General features: G+C 71.7%; 14 protein-coding genes and 1 pseudogene. 8 read left to right on the top strand and 7 right to left on the bottom strand.

Features of this window, described 5'->3' with window-relative positions; all coding sequences use genetic code 11:
• The coding region (gene gad / locus CCN33_RS23685; protein ID WP_086695527.1) for a glutamate decarboxylase at positions 1-1,286 on the bottom strand (1,286 nt) is incomplete at its 3' end.
• A gap of 36 nt (positions 1,287-1,322) precedes the next feature.
• The gene (locus CCN33_RS23690; protein WP_086695528.1) at positions 1,323-2,609 is read right to left on the bottom strand and encodes an ion channel protein; all 1,287 of its coding nucleotides are present in this window, start codon (positions 2,607-2,609) and stop codon (positions 1,323-1,325) included.
• A gap of 145 nt (positions 2,610-2,754) precedes the next feature.
• Between CCN33_RS23690 and CCN33_RS23695 the strand changes: the two genes are divergently transcribed.
• Positions 2,755-3,516: a MerR family transcriptional regulator gene (locus CCN33_RS23695; RefSeq protein ID WP_086695529.1), complete on the top strand. Its 762-nt coding sequence runs from the start codon at positions 2,755-2,757 to the stop codon at positions 3,514-3,516.
• Positions 3,517-3,532: 16 nt separating this feature from the next.
• On the opposite strand, the gene CCN33_RS23700 is transcribed toward CCN33_RS23695, so the two are convergent.
• The gene (locus tag CCN33_RS23700; protein ID WP_086695530.1) at positions 3,533-3,898 is read right to left on the bottom strand and encodes a YbjQ family protein; all 366 of its coding nucleotides are present in this window, start codon (positions 3,896-3,898) and stop codon (positions 3,533-3,535) included.
• Positions 3,899-4,050: 152 nt separating this feature from the next.
• Here CCN33_RS23700 and CCN33_RS23705 point away from each other — a divergent pair, with 152 nt between their 5' ends.
• A complete protein-coding gene (locus tag CCN33_RS23705) occupies positions 4,051-5,058 on the top strand; it encodes a DedA family protein (RefSeq protein ID WP_086695531.1) in 1,008 nt (335 codons plus the stop codon).
• A gap of 11 nt (positions 5,059-5,069) precedes the next feature.
• Here CCN33_RS23705 and CCN33_RS23710 read toward each other — a convergent pair whose 3' ends face one another.
• Together CCN33_RS23710 and CCN33_RS23715 are read right to left on the bottom strand one after the other, a co-directional pair.
• Positions 5,070-6,725 carry a threonine/serine exporter family protein gene (locus CCN33_RS23710; RefSeq protein WP_086695532.1) on the bottom strand — a complete coding sequence of 552 codons (1,656 nt, stop codon included), beginning with the start codon at positions 6,723-6,725 and terminating at the stop codon, positions 5,070-5,072.
• Positions 6,726-6,842: 117 nt separating this feature from the next.
• Complete coding sequence (locus CCN33_RS23715; protein ID WP_030811306.1) at positions 6,843-7,334, bottom strand: inorganic diphosphatase; 492 nt, start codon at positions 7,332-7,334, stop codon at positions 6,843-6,845.
• 124 nt (positions 7,335-7,458) lie between these two features.
• On the opposite strand from CCN33_RS23715, the gene dacB reads away from it, so the two are divergent.
• From dacB to folE, 6 genes are all read left to right on the top strand, one after another.
• Positions 7,459-9,009 carry a D-alanyl-D-alanine carboxypeptidase/D-alanyl-D-alanine endopeptidase gene (gene dacB, locus CCN33_RS23720; protein WP_244173917.1) on the top strand — a complete coding sequence of 517 codons (1,551 nt, stop codon included), beginning with the start codon at positions 7,459-7,461 and terminating at the stop codon, positions 9,007-9,009.
• Positions 9,010-9,199: 190 nt separating this feature from the next.
• The gene (locus CCN33_RS23725; RefSeq protein ID WP_086695534.1) at positions 9,200-10,339 is read left to right on the top strand and encodes a zinc-dependent metalloprotease; all 1,140 of its coding nucleotides are present in this window, start codon (positions 9,200-9,202) and stop codon (positions 10,337-10,339) included.
• Positions 10,340-10,507: 168 nt separating this feature from the next.
• Entirely contained in the window at positions 10,508-11,626 is a 1,119-nt protein-coding gene (gene tilS / locus CCN33_RS23730) for a tRNA lysidine(34) synthetase TilS (RefSeq protein ID WP_086695535.1), read from the top strand.
• An 86-nt stretch (positions 11,627-11,712) separates the two neighbouring features.
• A complete protein-coding gene (gene hpt, locus CCN33_RS23735) occupies positions 11,713-12,273 on the top strand; it encodes a hypoxanthine phosphoribosyltransferase (protein ID WP_086695536.1) in 561 nt (186 codons plus the stop codon).
• A 194-nt stretch (positions 12,274-12,467) separates the two neighbouring features.
• Positions 12,468-14,507 carry an ATP-dependent zinc metalloprotease FtsH gene (ftsH, locus tag CCN33_RS23740; protein WP_086695537.1) on the top strand — a complete coding sequence of 680 codons (2,040 nt, stop codon included), beginning with the start codon at positions 12,468-12,470 and terminating at the stop codon, positions 14,505-14,507.
• A gap of 111 nt (positions 14,508-14,618) precedes the next feature.
• A complete protein-coding gene (gene folE / locus CCN33_RS23745; RefSeq protein ID WP_086695538.1) occupies positions 14,619-15,224 on the top strand; it encodes a GTP cyclohydrolase I FolE in 606 nt (201 codons plus the stop codon).
• 46 nt (positions 15,225-15,270) lie between these two features.
• Here folE and CCN33_RS23750 read toward each other — a convergent pair whose 3' ends face one another.
• Both CCN33_RS23750 and CCN33_RS23755 read right to left on the bottom strand, forming a co-directional pair.
• Positions 15,271-15,759 (bottom strand): DUF3180 domain-containing protein, encoded by a 489-nt coding sequence (locus CCN33_RS23750; protein WP_086695539.1) that lies wholly within the window; start codon positions 15,757-15,759, stop codon positions 15,271-15,273.
• A 60-nt stretch (positions 15,760-15,819) separates the two neighbouring features.
• Positions 15,820-15,967, bottom strand: a pseudogene (locus CCN33_RS23755) (2-amino-4-hydroxy-6-hydroxymethyldihydropteridine diphosphokinase); the annotation flags it as partial.

Genomic DNA, 15,967 nt, shown 5'->3' on the forward strand with positions numbered 1-15,967 from the left:
CCGTTGCGGCACACCACCCGCAGGACGGAGAGGTCCTCCCGGTCCGGCGGGAAGGTGTACGCGGGCACCAGCCAGCCGTACTCGCGCAGCCGCCGGGAGACGTCGAACACGTCGTACGCGGTGACGTGGTCGGCGGTGGTGAAGGCGAACACCGGGAGCTGGTCGCCGCGGGTGAGCAGGCGGAAGTCCCCGAGCGCCTCGATCCCGTCCGCGAGGTAGGTCGCCACGTTCCGGGTCGAGCGCTGCACCGCCTGGTAGCCCTCCCGGCCCAGGCGCAGGAACGTGTAGTACTGGGCCGCGACCTGGGCGCCGGGGCGGGAGAAGTTGAGCGCGAAGGTGGGCATGTCGCCGCCGAGGTAGTTCACCCGGAACACCAGCTCCTCGGGGAGCGCCTCGGCGTCCCGCCACAGCGCCCAGCCGACGCCGGGATAGACCAGCCCGTACTTGTGGCCCGAGGTGTTGATCGAGGCCACGCGCGGGAGGCGGAAGTCCCAGACGAGGTCCTCGTCCAGGAAGGGGGCGACCATCGCGCCCGAGGCCCCGTCCACGTGGACGGGGATGTCGAGGCCGGTGCGCTTTTGGAGGGCGTCCAGCTCGGCGCAGAGGCCGGCGATGGGCTCGTAGGAGCCGTCGAAGGTGGAGCCGAGGACGCCGACGACCCCGATGGTGTTCTCGTCGCACAGCTCGGCCGCCGCGCGGGGGTCGAGGTGGAAGCGGTCGCCCTCCATGGGGACGAGCCGGGGCTCGACCTCCCAGTAGTCGCAGAACTTCTCCCAGCAGACCTGGACGTTGACGCCCATCACCAGGTTCGGGCGGGCGCCCGGATACCGGTCGGCGTTCCGCTTGGACCAGCGCCGCTTGAACGCCATGCCGGCCAGCATGCACGCCTCGCTGGAGCCGGTGGTGGAGCAGCCGACCACGGCCGAGGGGTCGGGGGCGTTCCAGAGGTCGGCGAGGATCGCCACGCAGCGCCGCTCCAGCTCGGCGGTGCGCGGGTACTCGTCCTTGTCGATCATGTTCTTGTCCAGGCACTCCGTCATCAGCACCCCGGCCTGCGGCTCCATCCAGGTGGTGACGAAGGTGGCCAGGTTCAGCCGGGCGTTGCCGTCCAGCATGAGTTCGTCGTGCACCACCTGGTAGGCCGTCGCCGGGGACAGCGGCTTCTTCGGCATCCGGTGGGTCGGCGGGGCCTCGGTCATCCCGCTCACGGGGTCGGCGTCCCCGAAGAACGGGTTGACGGATATGTGGCGTTCCCCGTGCCTTCTGGAACCTCGGTGCAGCGCCATGGGTCATGCCTCCATCAGGGGGATAGCAGGGAAGGTTCAGCGGATCGGGGTCCCGTCCGCGTGCAACTGCATCTGCGGGCGCCCGGTCACCAGCAGCCAGGCGGGCAGCGAGGCGATGCACAGCAGGGCGAGCACGGCGGGGGAGGCGACCAGCGCGGCGGCCGTGAAGAGGCTCACCCAGCCCTGCCGGGTGATCGCCAGCAGCATGCCCAGCACGCCCGTGGCCACCGCGACCGCGGGCTGCACGGCCGGGACCAGCGCGTGCGCGCACAGGCCCAGCGCGGCCCCGATGAACACGGCCGGGAAGATCCGCCCGCCCCGGAACCCGCAGGAGGCCGCCACCACCAGCGCGGCCAGCTTCACCACCGCCATCACCGCGAACTGGCCCGCCGACCAGCCGCCGGGGTTCCGCGCCAGCTCCCCGACCTCGGTGAGCCCCTTGAACAGCGTCAGATGGCCGCCCGCGGCCGCCAGCGCGCCCAGTACGAGCGCGCCCGCCGGGAGCATCAGCATCGGGTGCCGCAGCCGGCGGAAGACGGCGTGCACGTAGGGGAAGACGTAGACCGCGCACATGCCGAGCAGCGCGGCCGCCGAGGCGATCACCAGGGCGGCCACCACGTCGTTCCAGCGGGGGTGGCCGAAGGGCGGCAGGCCCAGGTCGAAGGTGGGGCGGGCGACCAGCGTGGTGGTGATGGCGCCGCAGGCGGCGGCGGTCAGCGGCGCGAACAGGTTGTCCCAGAGCCGTCCCCGCAGCGGGCGTCCGGCCAGCGCCTCGGAGATCACCAGCGCGGCCGCGACCGGCGTGCCGAACAGCGCCCCGATGGTGCCCGCCTCCGCCAGCACCGGCCACAGCGAGTCCGGCGTCCGGGGCACCAGCTTCTGCCCGAACCACATGGCGAGCCCGACGTTGACCGCGATGATCGGGTTCTCCGGGCCGAGGCTCGGCCCGCCCGCCAGCATCAGGCCCACCGCGAGCACCAGCCCCGGCAGCACCCTCGGCGGCAGCACCGGAGCGTCCAGGCCGAGGGTGGCCGGGTCGGGCCCGGCGTGACCGGGGACCTTCCACACCACCAGGCCGACCGCGACACCGGTCGCGAACAGCACCACGAACATCCACAGCGCCGAGTACCGGCCCACACCCAGGGCGTCCGGCAGCGGCCCCCACAGCACGTGCTGGAGCTTCTCGGCCGCGGTGCTCACCCCGACGAAGACGAGGCTGGTCATGATCCCCACCGTCACGGACGGCAGGATCAGAGGCAGCAGCGCCCGCGCCGGGGCCGTGGGAGCGGTCGGGGGCGGCTGCCGCGCGGTGTCCTGGGCCACGGGCTCACCATAAGTGGACACAACCGACACAACATCCCGAACGGCATGCCCCCTTGCACCTCACCCGGCGTGAGGACCGAGCGTGTACCGGGCGGCGCACCGGGCGCCGCCGACGGCAAGAGCCGACGACAAGGAGCGAGGAACGTTGAGCTTCTCCGTGGGACAGGTCGCGGGGTTCGCCGGGATCACGGTGCGCACCCTGCACCACTACGACGAGATCGGGCTGCTTGTGCCCAGCGGACGCACGCACGCCGGACACCGGCGCTACGCCGACGCCGACCTCGACCGGCTCCAGCAGATCCTGTTCTACCGCGAGCTCGGTTTCCCGCTCGACGAGGTCGCCGCCCTGCTCGACGATCCCGGCGCGGACCCTCGCGCCCATCTACGCCGGCAGCACGAGCTGCTGACCGCCCGGATCGAGCGGCTGAGCAGGATGGCGGCGGCCGTGGAACACGCCATGGAGGCACGCACGATGGGCATCGACCTCACTCCCGAGGAACGCTTCGAGGTTTTCGGGGACCACGACCCCGCGCAGTACGCCGAGGAGACCGAGCGCCGCTGGGGCGACACCGAGGCGTACGCGGAGTCCCGCCGCCGCACCGCCCGCTACACCAAGGCCGACTGGCAGCGGATGCGCGAGGAGTCCGACGACTGGAACGCCCGTTACGCCGCCCTGGTGGCCGACGGCGTCCCGCCCGCCGACCCGGCGGCGATGGACCTCGCCGAGGAGCACCGGCGCCACATCGGCCGCTGGTTCTACGCATGCGCCTACCCGGCACACCGCTGTCTGGGGGAGACGTACGTCGCCGACGCCCGCTTCACCGCGTACTACGACGCCCTCGGCCCCGGTGTCGCCGCCCACCTGAACGCGGCCATCGCCGCCAACGCCGACCGGCACGAGGGGTAGGCCAACCGGTCCTGGCTCACTCGCGGGCCAGGACCACCGCCGTGCCGTAGGCGCAGACCTCGGTGCCCAGGTCGGCGGCCTCGGTGACGTCGAAGCGGAAGGCGACCACGGCGTTGGCCCCCCGCGCTCGTGCCTGCTCCACCAGGCGCTCCATGGCCTGGTTACGGGTCTGCACCAGGGTCTTGGTCAGCCCCTTCAGCTCGCCGCCGATCATCGCCTTCAGCCCGGCGCCGATCTGGCTGCCCAGATGCCGCGAGCGCACGGTGAGGCCGAAGACCTCGCCCAGCACCCGTTCCACCCGCCGGCCGGGCACGTCGTTCGCCGTCACCACCAGTACGTCCGGCTCGGGCTCCTGGCCGCCGCCGTAGTCTTCGAGTCCCATGACGCACAGCTTTGCCCCCGTCGCCGCACAGTGCATTCTGGGAGGGCCGGTGGAACCCGGGCCCGTCACGAAGCGTTGATAGCTTTGGGCGGCCACACCTGGACATCGCAGCCGCCGCAGCCGCCCTCTTCCCCCCTCAGGAGCCCGGACCCGTGATGACACTCGCCCTCGGCCCGAGCTGGCTCGATCCCAACCACCTGCTGAACACCTACAGCATCTGGGGTCTGCTGCTCATCGTCTTCGCCGAGTCCGGCCTGCTCATCGGCTTCTTCCTGCCGGGTGACTCGCTGCTGTTCACCGCCGGTCTGCTGATTACCTCCGGCGAGCTCGACTTCCCGCTGTGGGGGGCGATCGCGCTGATCTGCGCCGCAGCGATCCTGGGCGACCAGGCGGGCTACATGTTCGGCAAGAAGGTCGGCCCGTCGCTGTTCAACCGGCCCGACTCGCGCCTGTTCAAGCAGGAGAACGTCACCAAGGCGCACGAGTTCTTCGAGAAGTACGGCCCCAAGTCCCTGGTCCTGGCCCGCTTCGTGCCCATCGTGCGCACCTTCACGCCGATCATCGCGGGCGTCAGCGGGATGCGGTACCGCTCGTTCCTGACCTTCAACGTCATCGGCGGTGTGCTGTGGGGCGCCGGGGTGACGCTGCTCGGCTCCTGGCTCGGCAACATCGGCATCGTCAAGGACAACATCGAGGCGATGCTCATCCTCATCGTCCTCATCTCGGTGATCCCGATCGCCATCGAGTTCCTGCGCGCCCGCGGCAAGAACAAGCGCGCCGAGCAGCAGGCCCCCGAGCAGCCCGCGTACGAGCAGCAGCCGCAGGCCCCGGTCATGGACCACTCCACGACCCAGCTCCGCCGCATCGAGCCCGACCAGCCCTACGCGGACCCCTACGGGCGCCCGTACGAGCAGCAGCCGGCTCCGCAGCACTGGCAGCAGGGCTACGGCCACCAGCCCCAGAGCGGTCAGGGGTACCCCGGTCAGGGGGGTCAGGGGGGTCAGGGACAGGGTGGCTACGGCCAGCCGCAGGACTCCTACTACGGACAGCAGCCCCAGCAGCAGCCGCAGTACGACGGCTACGGACGCCCCGTGCGGCCCCAGCACCCGCAGCAGCCCTACCCCTACGGGTACGACCAGGGCGGCCACCGCCCCCAGTAGGGGCGAGGCCCCTAGAAGCCCCTGGTCCGCTTGGCCGCCCGGCGCTTGCCGGGGGAGCCGATCCGCAGGGTGAGCCGGGAGATCTCCGCACCCAGGTTGACCCCGATGGCGATGGCCATGGCCAGGGACACGGCCTTGGCCAGCGACACCAGTCCCTTGTCCACATGGCTCTGCGCGATGGACAGCAGACCGAAGTACGTGGCCGAACCGGGCAGCAGCGGCCCGATCGCGGCCGTGGTGTACGGCAGCGCGGAGGCGAACTGATAGCGGGCCAGCAGCTGCCCGAAGAGGCCCACCAGACCGGCCGCGACCGCCGTGGACGCCACCGGCGAGAAGTTCGCCGTGTGCAGCGCGCCGTACACCGACCAGGCGACACCGCCGTTGAGCGTCACCCACAGCACGGTGGAGCGCTCCTGCTGGAGCAGCACCGCGAAGGTCAGCGACAGCACCATGGACGCCAGGATCTGCAGCACCGGCCGGGACGGGATGTTCAGCGTCGCGTCCGGGTTCAGCTCGCCGCCCACCTGCACGCCGAAGTACAGCACCGTCAGCACGCCGATCACGATGGCGACGAAGAAGTACATGACCTCCAGCAGCCGCGCCGACGCGGTGATGTAGAAGCCCGTCAGCCCGTCCTGCACGCCCGCCACCAGCGCCCGCCCGGGCAGCAGCGCGAAGAGTCCACCGGTGACCACCGCGGACGCCTTCACGTCCACGTCCGCCAGCGCGAACGCCACGCCGATCGCGGCGGGCGGCATCGCGGCCACCGTGAACTGGTAGAACTCCGGCAGCCCGCGCCCGGCCAGCAGCCAGGCCAGCCGGTCGCCGAGCATCGCGCCCAGCGCGGCCGCGACGAACACGATCGCGTCACCGCCGACCAGCACCGAGGCCGCGCCCGCCAGCCCGCCGCTGGCCATGGTCAGCGCCCAGCCGGGGTAGGGGTGCCGGTTGCGCCGCATCTCCGCCAGCCGGCGGTACGCCTCCTCCAGGGAGAGGTGCGTCTCGGGGTCCGTGATGTCGTCCACCAGCCGGAAGACGGCCGCCAGCCGGGTGTAGTCGGTGCCGCGCCTGCGGACCGTCCGGGACGCCGTCACCGGGTCCTCCACCAGGGAGGGCTGATAGGTGATCGACAGCAGCGTGAAGGTCACCGTCGGCTCGCAGCGGTCCAGCCCGTAGGACCGGCACACCGCGAACATCGCGGCCTCCACGTCCTCGGCGCCCTCACCGCCCGCGAGCAGCAGCTCGCCGATACGCAGGGTCAGGTCGAGCACGCGCGGGACCGCGGGGCCCTCGTCCTCGGAGCGCGCCACCGGCTCCAGCGCCGGCCGCTCGGCCACCGGCATGCGCAGCATCGTGCGCATCCGGTCCTGCCAGGGCGCGTCCGTGACCAGCGTGAGCATCGGGACGCCCGTCGCGGGGGTGAACGCGGGCGGCGCGTCCTTGGCGCTGTACGTGCGCGGCGTGTTGAACGCCGAGCCCTCCGGTTCGGTCTCCGCCTGCGCCGACTCCAGCCCCTTGGGCACGGCGAACTCGGACGTCGTCTCCGACTCGCCGCTTCCCCTGGCGACCGCGAGTCCCTCAGGAATGGCGAACTCGGACGTGATCTCCGGGTCGAACGTGGCCCGCGCCTCGTCCGACCGGGGCTTGCGGTCCTCCGCCTCCGACACCTCGCACCGCTCCCTGAACGACACCTTCCGATTACGCCTCAGTATGCGCGTGAACGCGCGAGCGGGCCGCACCGCCCCCACCGGGGCGGCGCGGCCCGCTCGACGCGGAACGGCAGGTCAGTGACCGCCCTGCTCCTCCAGGCGCTTGTACGAGCGCTCGATCTCCGCCTCGGCCTCCTGGCGGCCCACCCAGTTGGCGCCCTCGACCGACTTGCCCGGCTCCAGGTCCTTGTAGACCTCGAAGAAGTGCTGGATCTCCAGGCGGTCGAACTCCGACACGTGGTGGATGTCGCGCAGGTGCTCCACGCGCGGGTCCGTCGACGGGACGCACAGCAGCTTGTCGTCGCCGCCGGCCTCGTCGGTCATGCGGAACATGCCGATCGCGCGGCAGCGGATCAGGCAGCCCGGGAACGTGGGCTCGTCCAGGATGACGAGCGCGTCCAGCGGGTCGCCGTCCTCGCCGAGCGTGTTCTCGACGAATCCGTAGTCGGTCGGGTAGGCGGTCGAGGTGAAGAGGCGACGGTCCAGGCGGATCCGACCGGTCTCGTGGTCCACCTCGTACTTGTTCCGCGAACCCTTCGGGATCTCGATCGTGACGTCGAACTCCACCGGTGGCTCCTCCATGATCAGCGCATAGTTCTGGTGATTAAGTGTCCCTCACGCAGGAGTGTGATCGCGAAAGGGGCTGGTGGTCGTGCCGGAGCTGGGACCTTTGCGGTCCGTGGGACCGCGTGTGAAGCGGCTCGCGGACGCCCTACCACCGAGTCTGGCGCACACCGCGTCCGTCGTGAAACCGCGTCTCGCCCGGTTGACGTCCACCCTGCGTCCCGGACCCGGCCGGTCCGGTCCCAGGCCCTCTCGGACCTGGTACTTCACCGCCTCGGCGGCCACCGCCGGACTGGCACTGGCCGCCGGCGCAGTGGCCGTGGCCGGCCCCTTCGACGGCGCGGGTCAGCGTACGGCCGAGCGGGACCGCGCGGTCGCCCTCACGCTCGCACGTGGCGCAGATCACGACGGCGGCGGCCCCGAGGGAGGCGGCCCCGAGTCCGCACCGAGCGCTCCGCCCGTGCTGCGTGCGCTCGGTGGCGCCGCGGAGCCCGCGAAGTCCGGCAAGATGCCGCCGAGCGGCGTCGCGGGCGTCCTGGGCCCCCTGCTGGCCGACCCCGCCCTCGGCGAGGGCCAGGCCGCGGCCGTCGTGGACGTGACCACCGGGAGCCGCCTCTACGGGACCCACTCCGACCAGGCGTTCACGCCCGCCTCCACCACCAAGATCGCCACCGCGGTGGCCGCGCTCTCCGCGCTCGGCCCCGACCACCGGCTGACCACCCGGACCGCCCTCGACCCCGACACCCGCGAACTGGTCCTGGTCGGCGGCGGCGACCCCACCCTCACCGCGCACAAGGCGAGCGGCGGGTGGGCGAGCCTGCGCACCCTCGCCGCCGGCACCGCCGCCGCGCTGAAGAAGCGGGGCGTCGAGAAGGTCACGCTGTCCTACGACACGACGCTCTACACCGGTCCCTCGCGGCACCCCATCGGCGTCAACGACAACCTCGCCGAGGTCACCGCCCTCACCGCGGACGAGGGCCGCACGGACAACTCCAGCAGCGGACCGGTGACCCGCGTGGCCGACCCGGCCGCCGAGGCCGCCCGCACCTTCGCGGGGCTGCTGAAGGAGGCGGGCATCAAGGCGACCCCGCCCGGCCCCTCCAAGGCCACCTCCCGCGCGACGACCCTCGCCTCCGTCTCCTCGCCCCCGCTGTCCGACGTGGTCGAGCGGATGCTGACCAACAGCGACAACGACATCGCCGAGGCGCTGGCCCGGCAGACCGCCCTCGCCTCCGGGCAGCCCGGCAGCTTCGCGGGCGGCGCCAAGGCCGTCGCCGCCCGGCTGGCCAAGCTCGGACTGCCGATGCGCGGCGCCTCCTTCCACGACGGCAGCGGGCTCGACCGGGACGACCGGCTCACCGCCGACCTCCTGACCTCGCTGCTCGCCACCGCCGCCGACCCCACCCGGCCCGGCCTGCGCCCCGTCCTCACCGGCCTGCCCGTCGGCGGCTTCACCGGCACCCTCGCCGAGCGCTACGCCGACGGCGGCGCGGCCGGCCTCATCCGCGCCAAGACCGGCACGCTGACCGGCGTCAACTCCCTCGCCGGCACGGTTGTCACCAAGGACGGCCGCCTCCTCACCTTCGCCTTCCTCACCTCGGGCACCACCGACCCCCAGTCCGCCCAGTCCGCCCTGGACCACACGGCGACCACTCTGGCCGGCTGCGGCTGCGGCTAGGGTCTTTCGTTTGGATCAGGCCAGACCCCGCGAGCCCGGCAAGATCCAAACGAGAGGCCCTAGCCCCCCGCCGTTCCCCGGGGGTCCGGCCGGGCGGGGGTCCGCGCAGCCGGCCGGGCCGGACCCGGAGCCCCGGCCCGGCCCGGTTCGCGGACTGCCCCGACGGCGGGGGCTCACGTACGGTTGACGCATGACGAGCTTCGGTGGCACCGCTTCTCAGGGGATGGTCGACTGGAACCTCGCGGTGGCGACCGCGACGCGGCTCGTGCGGCCGGGGCCGGAGATCACCAGGGACGAGGCCAGGGCGGTGGTGGCCGAGCTGCGCCGGCACGCCAAGGTCTCCGAGGAACACGTCCGCGCCTTCACCCGCATGGGGACCGAGGACGTCCACGACACCCCCGTACTGGTCGTCGACCGGCCCGGCTGGGTGCGGGCCAACGTCGCCGGGTTCCGGGAGCTGCTGAGGCCGCTGCTCGACAAGATGCACGAGCGCCGCGGCCCCGGCGCGGGCAACGCCGTCCTCGGAGCCGTCGGCGGCAAGGTGACCGGCGTGGAACTCGGCATGCTGCTGTCGTTCCTGTCCTCCCGTGTCCTCGGCCAGTACGAGACCTTCGCCCCCGCCGCCCCCGACCTGCCCGCCGGCACCGCGCCCGGCGGAGGCGGCCGGCTGCTGCTCGTCGCGCCGAACATCGTGCACGTGGAGCGCGAACTCGAGGTGGACCCCCACGACTTCCGGCTCTGGGTGTGCCTGCACGAGGAGACCCACCGCACCCAGTTCACCGCCGTGCCCTGGCTCCGCGACCACCTGGAGGGCGAGATCCAGGCGTTCCTCGCGGAGACCGAAGTCGACCCGATGACGTTCCTCGAACGCATCCGGGACGCCGCCCAGTCGCTCGCCGGGGGCCGCCCCGAGGGCGAGCAGGAGGACGGCGGACGCTCGCTGGTGGAACTGGTCCAGAGCCCGGCCCAGCGGGAGATCCTCGGCCGTCTCACCGCCGTCATGTCCCTGCTGGAGGGGCACGCCGACTTCGTCATGGACGGCGTCGGCCCCGAGGTCGTGCCGAGCGTCGCCGAGATCCGCGAGAAGTTCCAGCAGCGCCGGGCCAAGGGCGCCTCCCGCCTCGACCTCGCGCTGCGCAAGCTCCTCGGGCTCGACGCCAAGCTGCGCCAGTACCGCGACGGCGAGCGCTTCGTCCGCGCGGTCGTCGACGAGGTCGGCATGGACGGCTTCAACCGGGTGTGGACCTCGCCCAACACGCTGCCCACCAAGGCCGAGATCTCCGACCCGGCCGGCTGGGTCGCGCGCGTGCACCGCACGACTGAACCCTGAGACCGGACGGACGGCAGGGAAACGCCCCTCCAATCACCCGTCCGAGGGACCGTCAGCCATGCGTAGGCGTGCAATGCTCGGGGAAGGGCCCGCTTCTGTCACCATCGACGCACTCTGAGTGACCGGACTTCGGGCTCGTCCCCCGAAACTTCATGAAGGGAACCGGACATGGGTCCCCATCCCGCGGTCGCGGCGATACGCCTGGCGGTCCGCCGCGTCCTCCACGACATCGCCACCGGCCAGGCCGCCGAGCACGGCAGCACCGCCCACGGCAGCACCGCCCACGGCGGCAGCGGCCACGGTGCCGTCGCCGTCGCCCACCGAACCGGCGGGCCGAGCACCGCGCAGCGCCACCGGGGCCCCGTCCCCGTCACCGCGCCGCTCGTCCTCGTCGCCTGCTCCGGCGGCGCCGACTCCATGGCGCTCGCCTCCGCCCTCGCCTTCGAGGCCCCCCGCCTCGGCCTGCGCGCCGGCGGCGTCACCGTCGACCACGGCCTCCAGCCCGGCTCCGCCCTGCGCGCCGAGGAGGTCGCCCTCAGACTGGGCGAACTCGGCCTCGCGCCCGTCGAGTCCGTCGCCGTCACCGTGGGCCGCGACGGCGGCCCCGAGGCAGCCGCGAGGGACGCCCGGTACGCCGCCCTGGACGCGGCCGCCGAACGCCACGGCGCCGCAGCCGTCCTGCTCGGCCACACCCGGGACGACCAGGCCGAGACCGTCCTGCTCGGCCTCGCCCGCGGCTCCGGCATCCGCTCCCTGTCCGGCATGGCCGCGGTCTCGGGGGCCGACGGCCGTTACCGGCGCCCGTTCCTCCAGCTCGACCGGCAGACCGCCCGCAAGGCGTGCCTGGTCCAGTCGCTGCCCGTCTGGGACGACCCGCACAACACCGACCCGGCCTACACCCGCTCCCGGCTGCGCCACGAGGGCCTGCCCGCGCTGGAGAAGGCGCTCGGCAAGGGCGTCGTGGAGGCGCTCGCCCGCACCGCCCAGCTCTCCCGCGACGACGCCGACGCCCTGGACGCCTGGGCCGGCCAGGCCGAGTCCTCCGTACGGGACGCGGAGGGCATGCTGGAGTGCGCCAAGCTCTACGCGCTGCCGCCCGCCGTGCGCCGCCGGGTGCTGCGCCGGGCCGCCATCGAGGCGGGCGCTCCGGCCGGTTCGCTCTTCGCCCGGCACATCGAGGAGATGGACCGCCTGATCACCGGCTGGCGCGGCCAGGGAGCCATCAATCTGCCGGGCAAGGTCGTCGCCCGGCGGCAGGGTGGCAGACTGGTGATTCGGCAAGGCTGAAATCCCGACCCCCGGAGCCCGACTCCGACGGGCCGGGCCTGCCGGTGGCCGCCGGCGCGGCCGTAAATGCGGGACGACCGAAAGTGATGCGGGTGGACGCGAAAGACATGGGTGCCGACCTCCAGCGGGTACTCATCACCAAGGAAGAGATCGACGCGAAGCTGGCCGACCTGGCCGCGAAGATCGACGCGGAGTACGCGGGCAAGGACCTGCTGATCGTCGGTGTCCTCAAGGGCGCCGTCATGGTCATGGCGGACCTGGCGCGTGCGCTGTCCACCCCCGTCACCATGGACTGGATGGCCGTGTCCTCCTACGGCGCGGGCACCCAGTCCTCCGGTGTCGTCCGCATCCTCAAGGACCTCGACACCGACATCAAGGGACGGCACGTCCTGATCGTCGAGGACATCATCGACTCCGGGCTGACCCTGTCCTGGCTGATCAACAACCTCGGCTCGCGCGAGCCCGCCTCCCTGAAGGTGTGCACGCTGCTGCGCAAGCCGGACGCCGCCAAGGTCTCCATCGACGTGGAGTGGGTCGGCTTCGACATCCCGAACGAGTTCGTGGTCGGCTACGGCCTGGACTACGCCGAGAAGTACCGGAACCTCCCGTTCGTCGGTACGCTCGCGCCCCACGTCTACGGCGGCTGACCCGCGCGGCGCACACCGCCGGGGAAGATCGGGAACCCCGGCGGGCTCCGTGACGTTGGAGCATTGGAAGACGGGCCGTGGTCCGTCCGGGCCGCCGAGTGCGGCTGCGGACGACGAGGCTGGGGTACCGTCAGAAGAACTGTCTTATCAAACTCACTATGGCAGGAGGGACGGGGCGTCACCGCTCCGTGTGGATGGACGTGAAGCGATACTTCCGTGGGCCGGTCATGTGGATCGTGCTGGCCGTCCTTGCCGTGGTCGTGTTGATGCAGGTCGTCGGCAATTCCGGCGGCTACAAGACGGTGGACACCGGCCAGGTCGTTGCGGCGATCAACGACAACAAGATCAAGTCGGCCAAGCTGACCACCGGTGACGAGCAGACCATCAAGGTCACGCTCAAGGACGGCGTCAAGGTCAAGGACAGCTCGAAGATCCAGGCGAGCTACATCGGCGACCAGGGCGTGGCACTGGCGCAGACGCTGCAGAACAAGTACCAGGACAAGCAGATCACCGAGGGATACACCGTCTCTCCCTCGAAGCAGAGCCCGTTCGTCGGCGTGCTGCTCACCCTGCTGCCCTTCGTCCTGATCGTGGTCGTGTTCCTGTTCCTGATGAACCAGATGCAGGGCGGTGGTTCGCGGGTCATGAACTTCGGCAAGTCCAAGGCGAAGCTCATCACCAAGGACACGCCGAAGACCACCTTCTCCGACGTCGCCGGCTGTGACGAGGCCGTCGAGGAGCTCCACGAGATCAAGGAGTTCCTCCAGGAGCCGGCCAAGTTCCAGGCAGTCGGCGCCAAGATCCCCAAGGGCGTGCTGCTGTACGGCCGCCCGGGTACCGGCAAGACCCTGCTGGCGCGTGCCGTCGCGGGCGAGGCCGGGGTGCCCTTCTACTCGATCTCCGGTTCCGACTTCGTCGAGATGTTCGTCGGTGTCGGTGCCTCCCGGGTGCGCGACCTGTTCGAGCAGGCCAAGGCGAACGCCCCGGCGATCGTCTTCGTCGACGAGATCGACGCGGTCGGCCGGCACCGTGGTGCCGGGCTCGGCGGCGGTCACGACGAGCGCGAGCAGACCCTGAACCAGCTCCTGGTCGAGATGGACGGCTTCGACGTGAAGGGTGGCGTCATCCTGATCGCCGCCACGAACCGGCCCGACATCCTGGACCCGGCCCTGCTGCGTCCCGGTCGTTTCGACCGGCAGATCGCGGTCGACCCGCCGGACCTCCAGGGCCGCCTGGAGATCCTCAAGGTCCACCAGAAGGGCAAGCCGGTCGCGCCCGACGTCGACCTGGCCGCCGTCGCCCGCCGGACCCCCGGCATGACCGGCGCCGACCTGGCCAACGTGCTCAACGAGGCCGCGCTGCTCACCGCGCGCAGCGACCAGAAGCTGATCGACAACAAGGCGCTGGACGAGGCGATCGATCGTGTGGTCGCGGGCCCGCAGAAGCGGACCCGGATCATGTCGGACAAGGAGAAGAAGATCACCGCGTACCACGAGGGCGGACACGCCCTGGTCGCGGCGGCCTCGCCGAACTCCGACCCCGTCCACAAGATCACCATCCTGTCCCGCGGCCGTGCCCTGGGCTACACGATGGTGCTCCCGGACGAGGACAAGTACTCGACCTCGCGCAACGAGATGCTCGACCAGCTCGCCTACATGCTGGGCGGACGAGCGGCGGAGGAACTGGTCTTCCACGACCCGACCACCGGCGCGGCGAACGACATCGAGAAGGCCACCAACGTGGCCCGCGCGATGGTCACCCAGTACGGCATGACCGAGCGGCTCGGCGCCATCAAGTTCGGCGGCGACAACTCCGAGCCCTTCCTCGGCCGTGAGATGTCGCACCAGCGCGACTACTCGGAAGAGGTCGCCGGGCTGGTCGACGAAGAGGTCAAGAAGCTCATCGAGACCGCGCACAACGAGGCGTGGGAGATCCTGGTCGAGAACCGGGACGTGCTCGACAACCTGGTCCTGGCGCTCCTGGAGAAGGAGACCCTGGGCAAGGAGGAGATCGCCGAGATCTTCGCGTCGATCCACAAGCGCCCGCCGCGTCCGGCCTGGACCGGCTCCTCGCGGCGTACGCCGTCCACCCGCCCGCCGGTGCTCTCCCCCCGGGAGCTGGCACTGACCAACGGTGCGAACGGCTCGACGCCCGCGATCAGCACGGTCAAGTCCACGACGACCGAGCACGGTCCGGTCCCGGAGCCGTCCCCCGAGGACCGCACCGAGAGCTGACGCTCCCTCCGGCCAGTGGCCGGAATGTATGCCGCGCCCCCCGGGTTCTAGCCTGGGGGGCGCGGCATTTCACCATGCCCGCGCGCTGGACGCACAGGAACGAGGCACCACATGACCGACCCCGTGACGCTGGCCGGAGACGGCACCATCGGCGAGTTCGACGAGAAACGCGCCGAGAACGCCGTCCGCGAGCTCCTGATAGCCGTCGGCGAGGACCCCGACCGCGAGGGCCTCCTCGAAACCCCGGCACGGGTGGCACGGGCGTACCGGGAGATCTTCTCCGGGCTGCGGCAGCGCCCGGAGGACGTGCTCACCACGACGTTCGACCTCGGGCACGACGAGATGGTCCTGGTGAAGGACATCGAGGTCTACAGCACCTGTGAGCATCACCTGGTCCCCTTCCGGGGCGTGGCGCACGTGGGCTACATCCCCGCGGTCACGGGGAAGATCACGGGCCTGTCGAAGCTCGCCCGACTGGTGGACGTGTACGCGCGCCGCCCGCAGGTGCAGGAGCGGCTCACCACCCAGATCGCGGACTCGCTGATGGAGATACTCGAGCCGCGCGGCGTGATCGTCGTGATCGAGTGCGAGCACATGTGCATGTCCATGCGCGGCATCCGCAAGCCGGGCGCGAAGACCATCACCTCGGCGGTGCGCGGCCAGCTCCGGGACGCGACGACGCGCAACGAGGCGATGAGCCTCATCATGGCGCGCTGACCCGCGCGCCTGTCCACCCCACTCCAACCGGCGGACCGGCGGCCCCTCAGGCCGCCGGTTCTGTGCCGGTGGGCGGGGTGTCGTCGTCCTCGGGGAGGCGGCAGACGCGTTCCAGGAGGAGGGCGGCCGCTATGACCGCGAAACCGGCGAGGACGGAGAAGCCGGCGTAGATGGCCTGGTCGCGGCGGGCGGGGATGTCGAGGAGCTCCAGCAGGAGGACGCCGGTGCCCCCGTAGACACCGCTGACCAGGGCGGCGACCAGCGCGCTGGCGTGGGCGAAGACCACCGCGCGGGCGGCCATCATCGGGTCGACGCCCTTGGCGTCGGGGCGGCGCTCGCGCTGGGCCTTGAGGCGGGCGCGCAGGGAGAGCGCCGTGGCGAACAGGACCACGGCGATCAGTGCGAGCACGATGGGCGCGGCCACCGGTACGCCGGGCAGGGTGCCGAGCGAGTTCCAGAGGCGCGCGCCGGCCCAGGACAGGACTCCGGCGACGACGAACACGCCTGCCAGCACCCTGATGCGAAGCTGTTTCACGGTGTCCCTTCAGGTCCCCCCGGACCGTGCCGGGCCCGTGGTCGTTGTCGACCTTAACGACTACTCGGGCAGTCGGAGTTCCAGATCCGCGCGGGGCGCGACTCCCTCGCGGGTGACGGCGGAGAGCAGACCGGCGACCGCGCCCTGGCCGGGCAGCTCGGCGGCGGGGTCCACGTCGTGCCAGGGGGCGAGGACGAAGGCCCGCTGG

Source organism: Streptomyces recifensis (genome assembly GCF_002154615.1).
Taxonomy (GTDB): Bacteria; Actinomycetota; Actinomycetes; order Streptomycetales; family Streptomycetaceae; genus Streptomyces; species Streptomyces griseoluteus.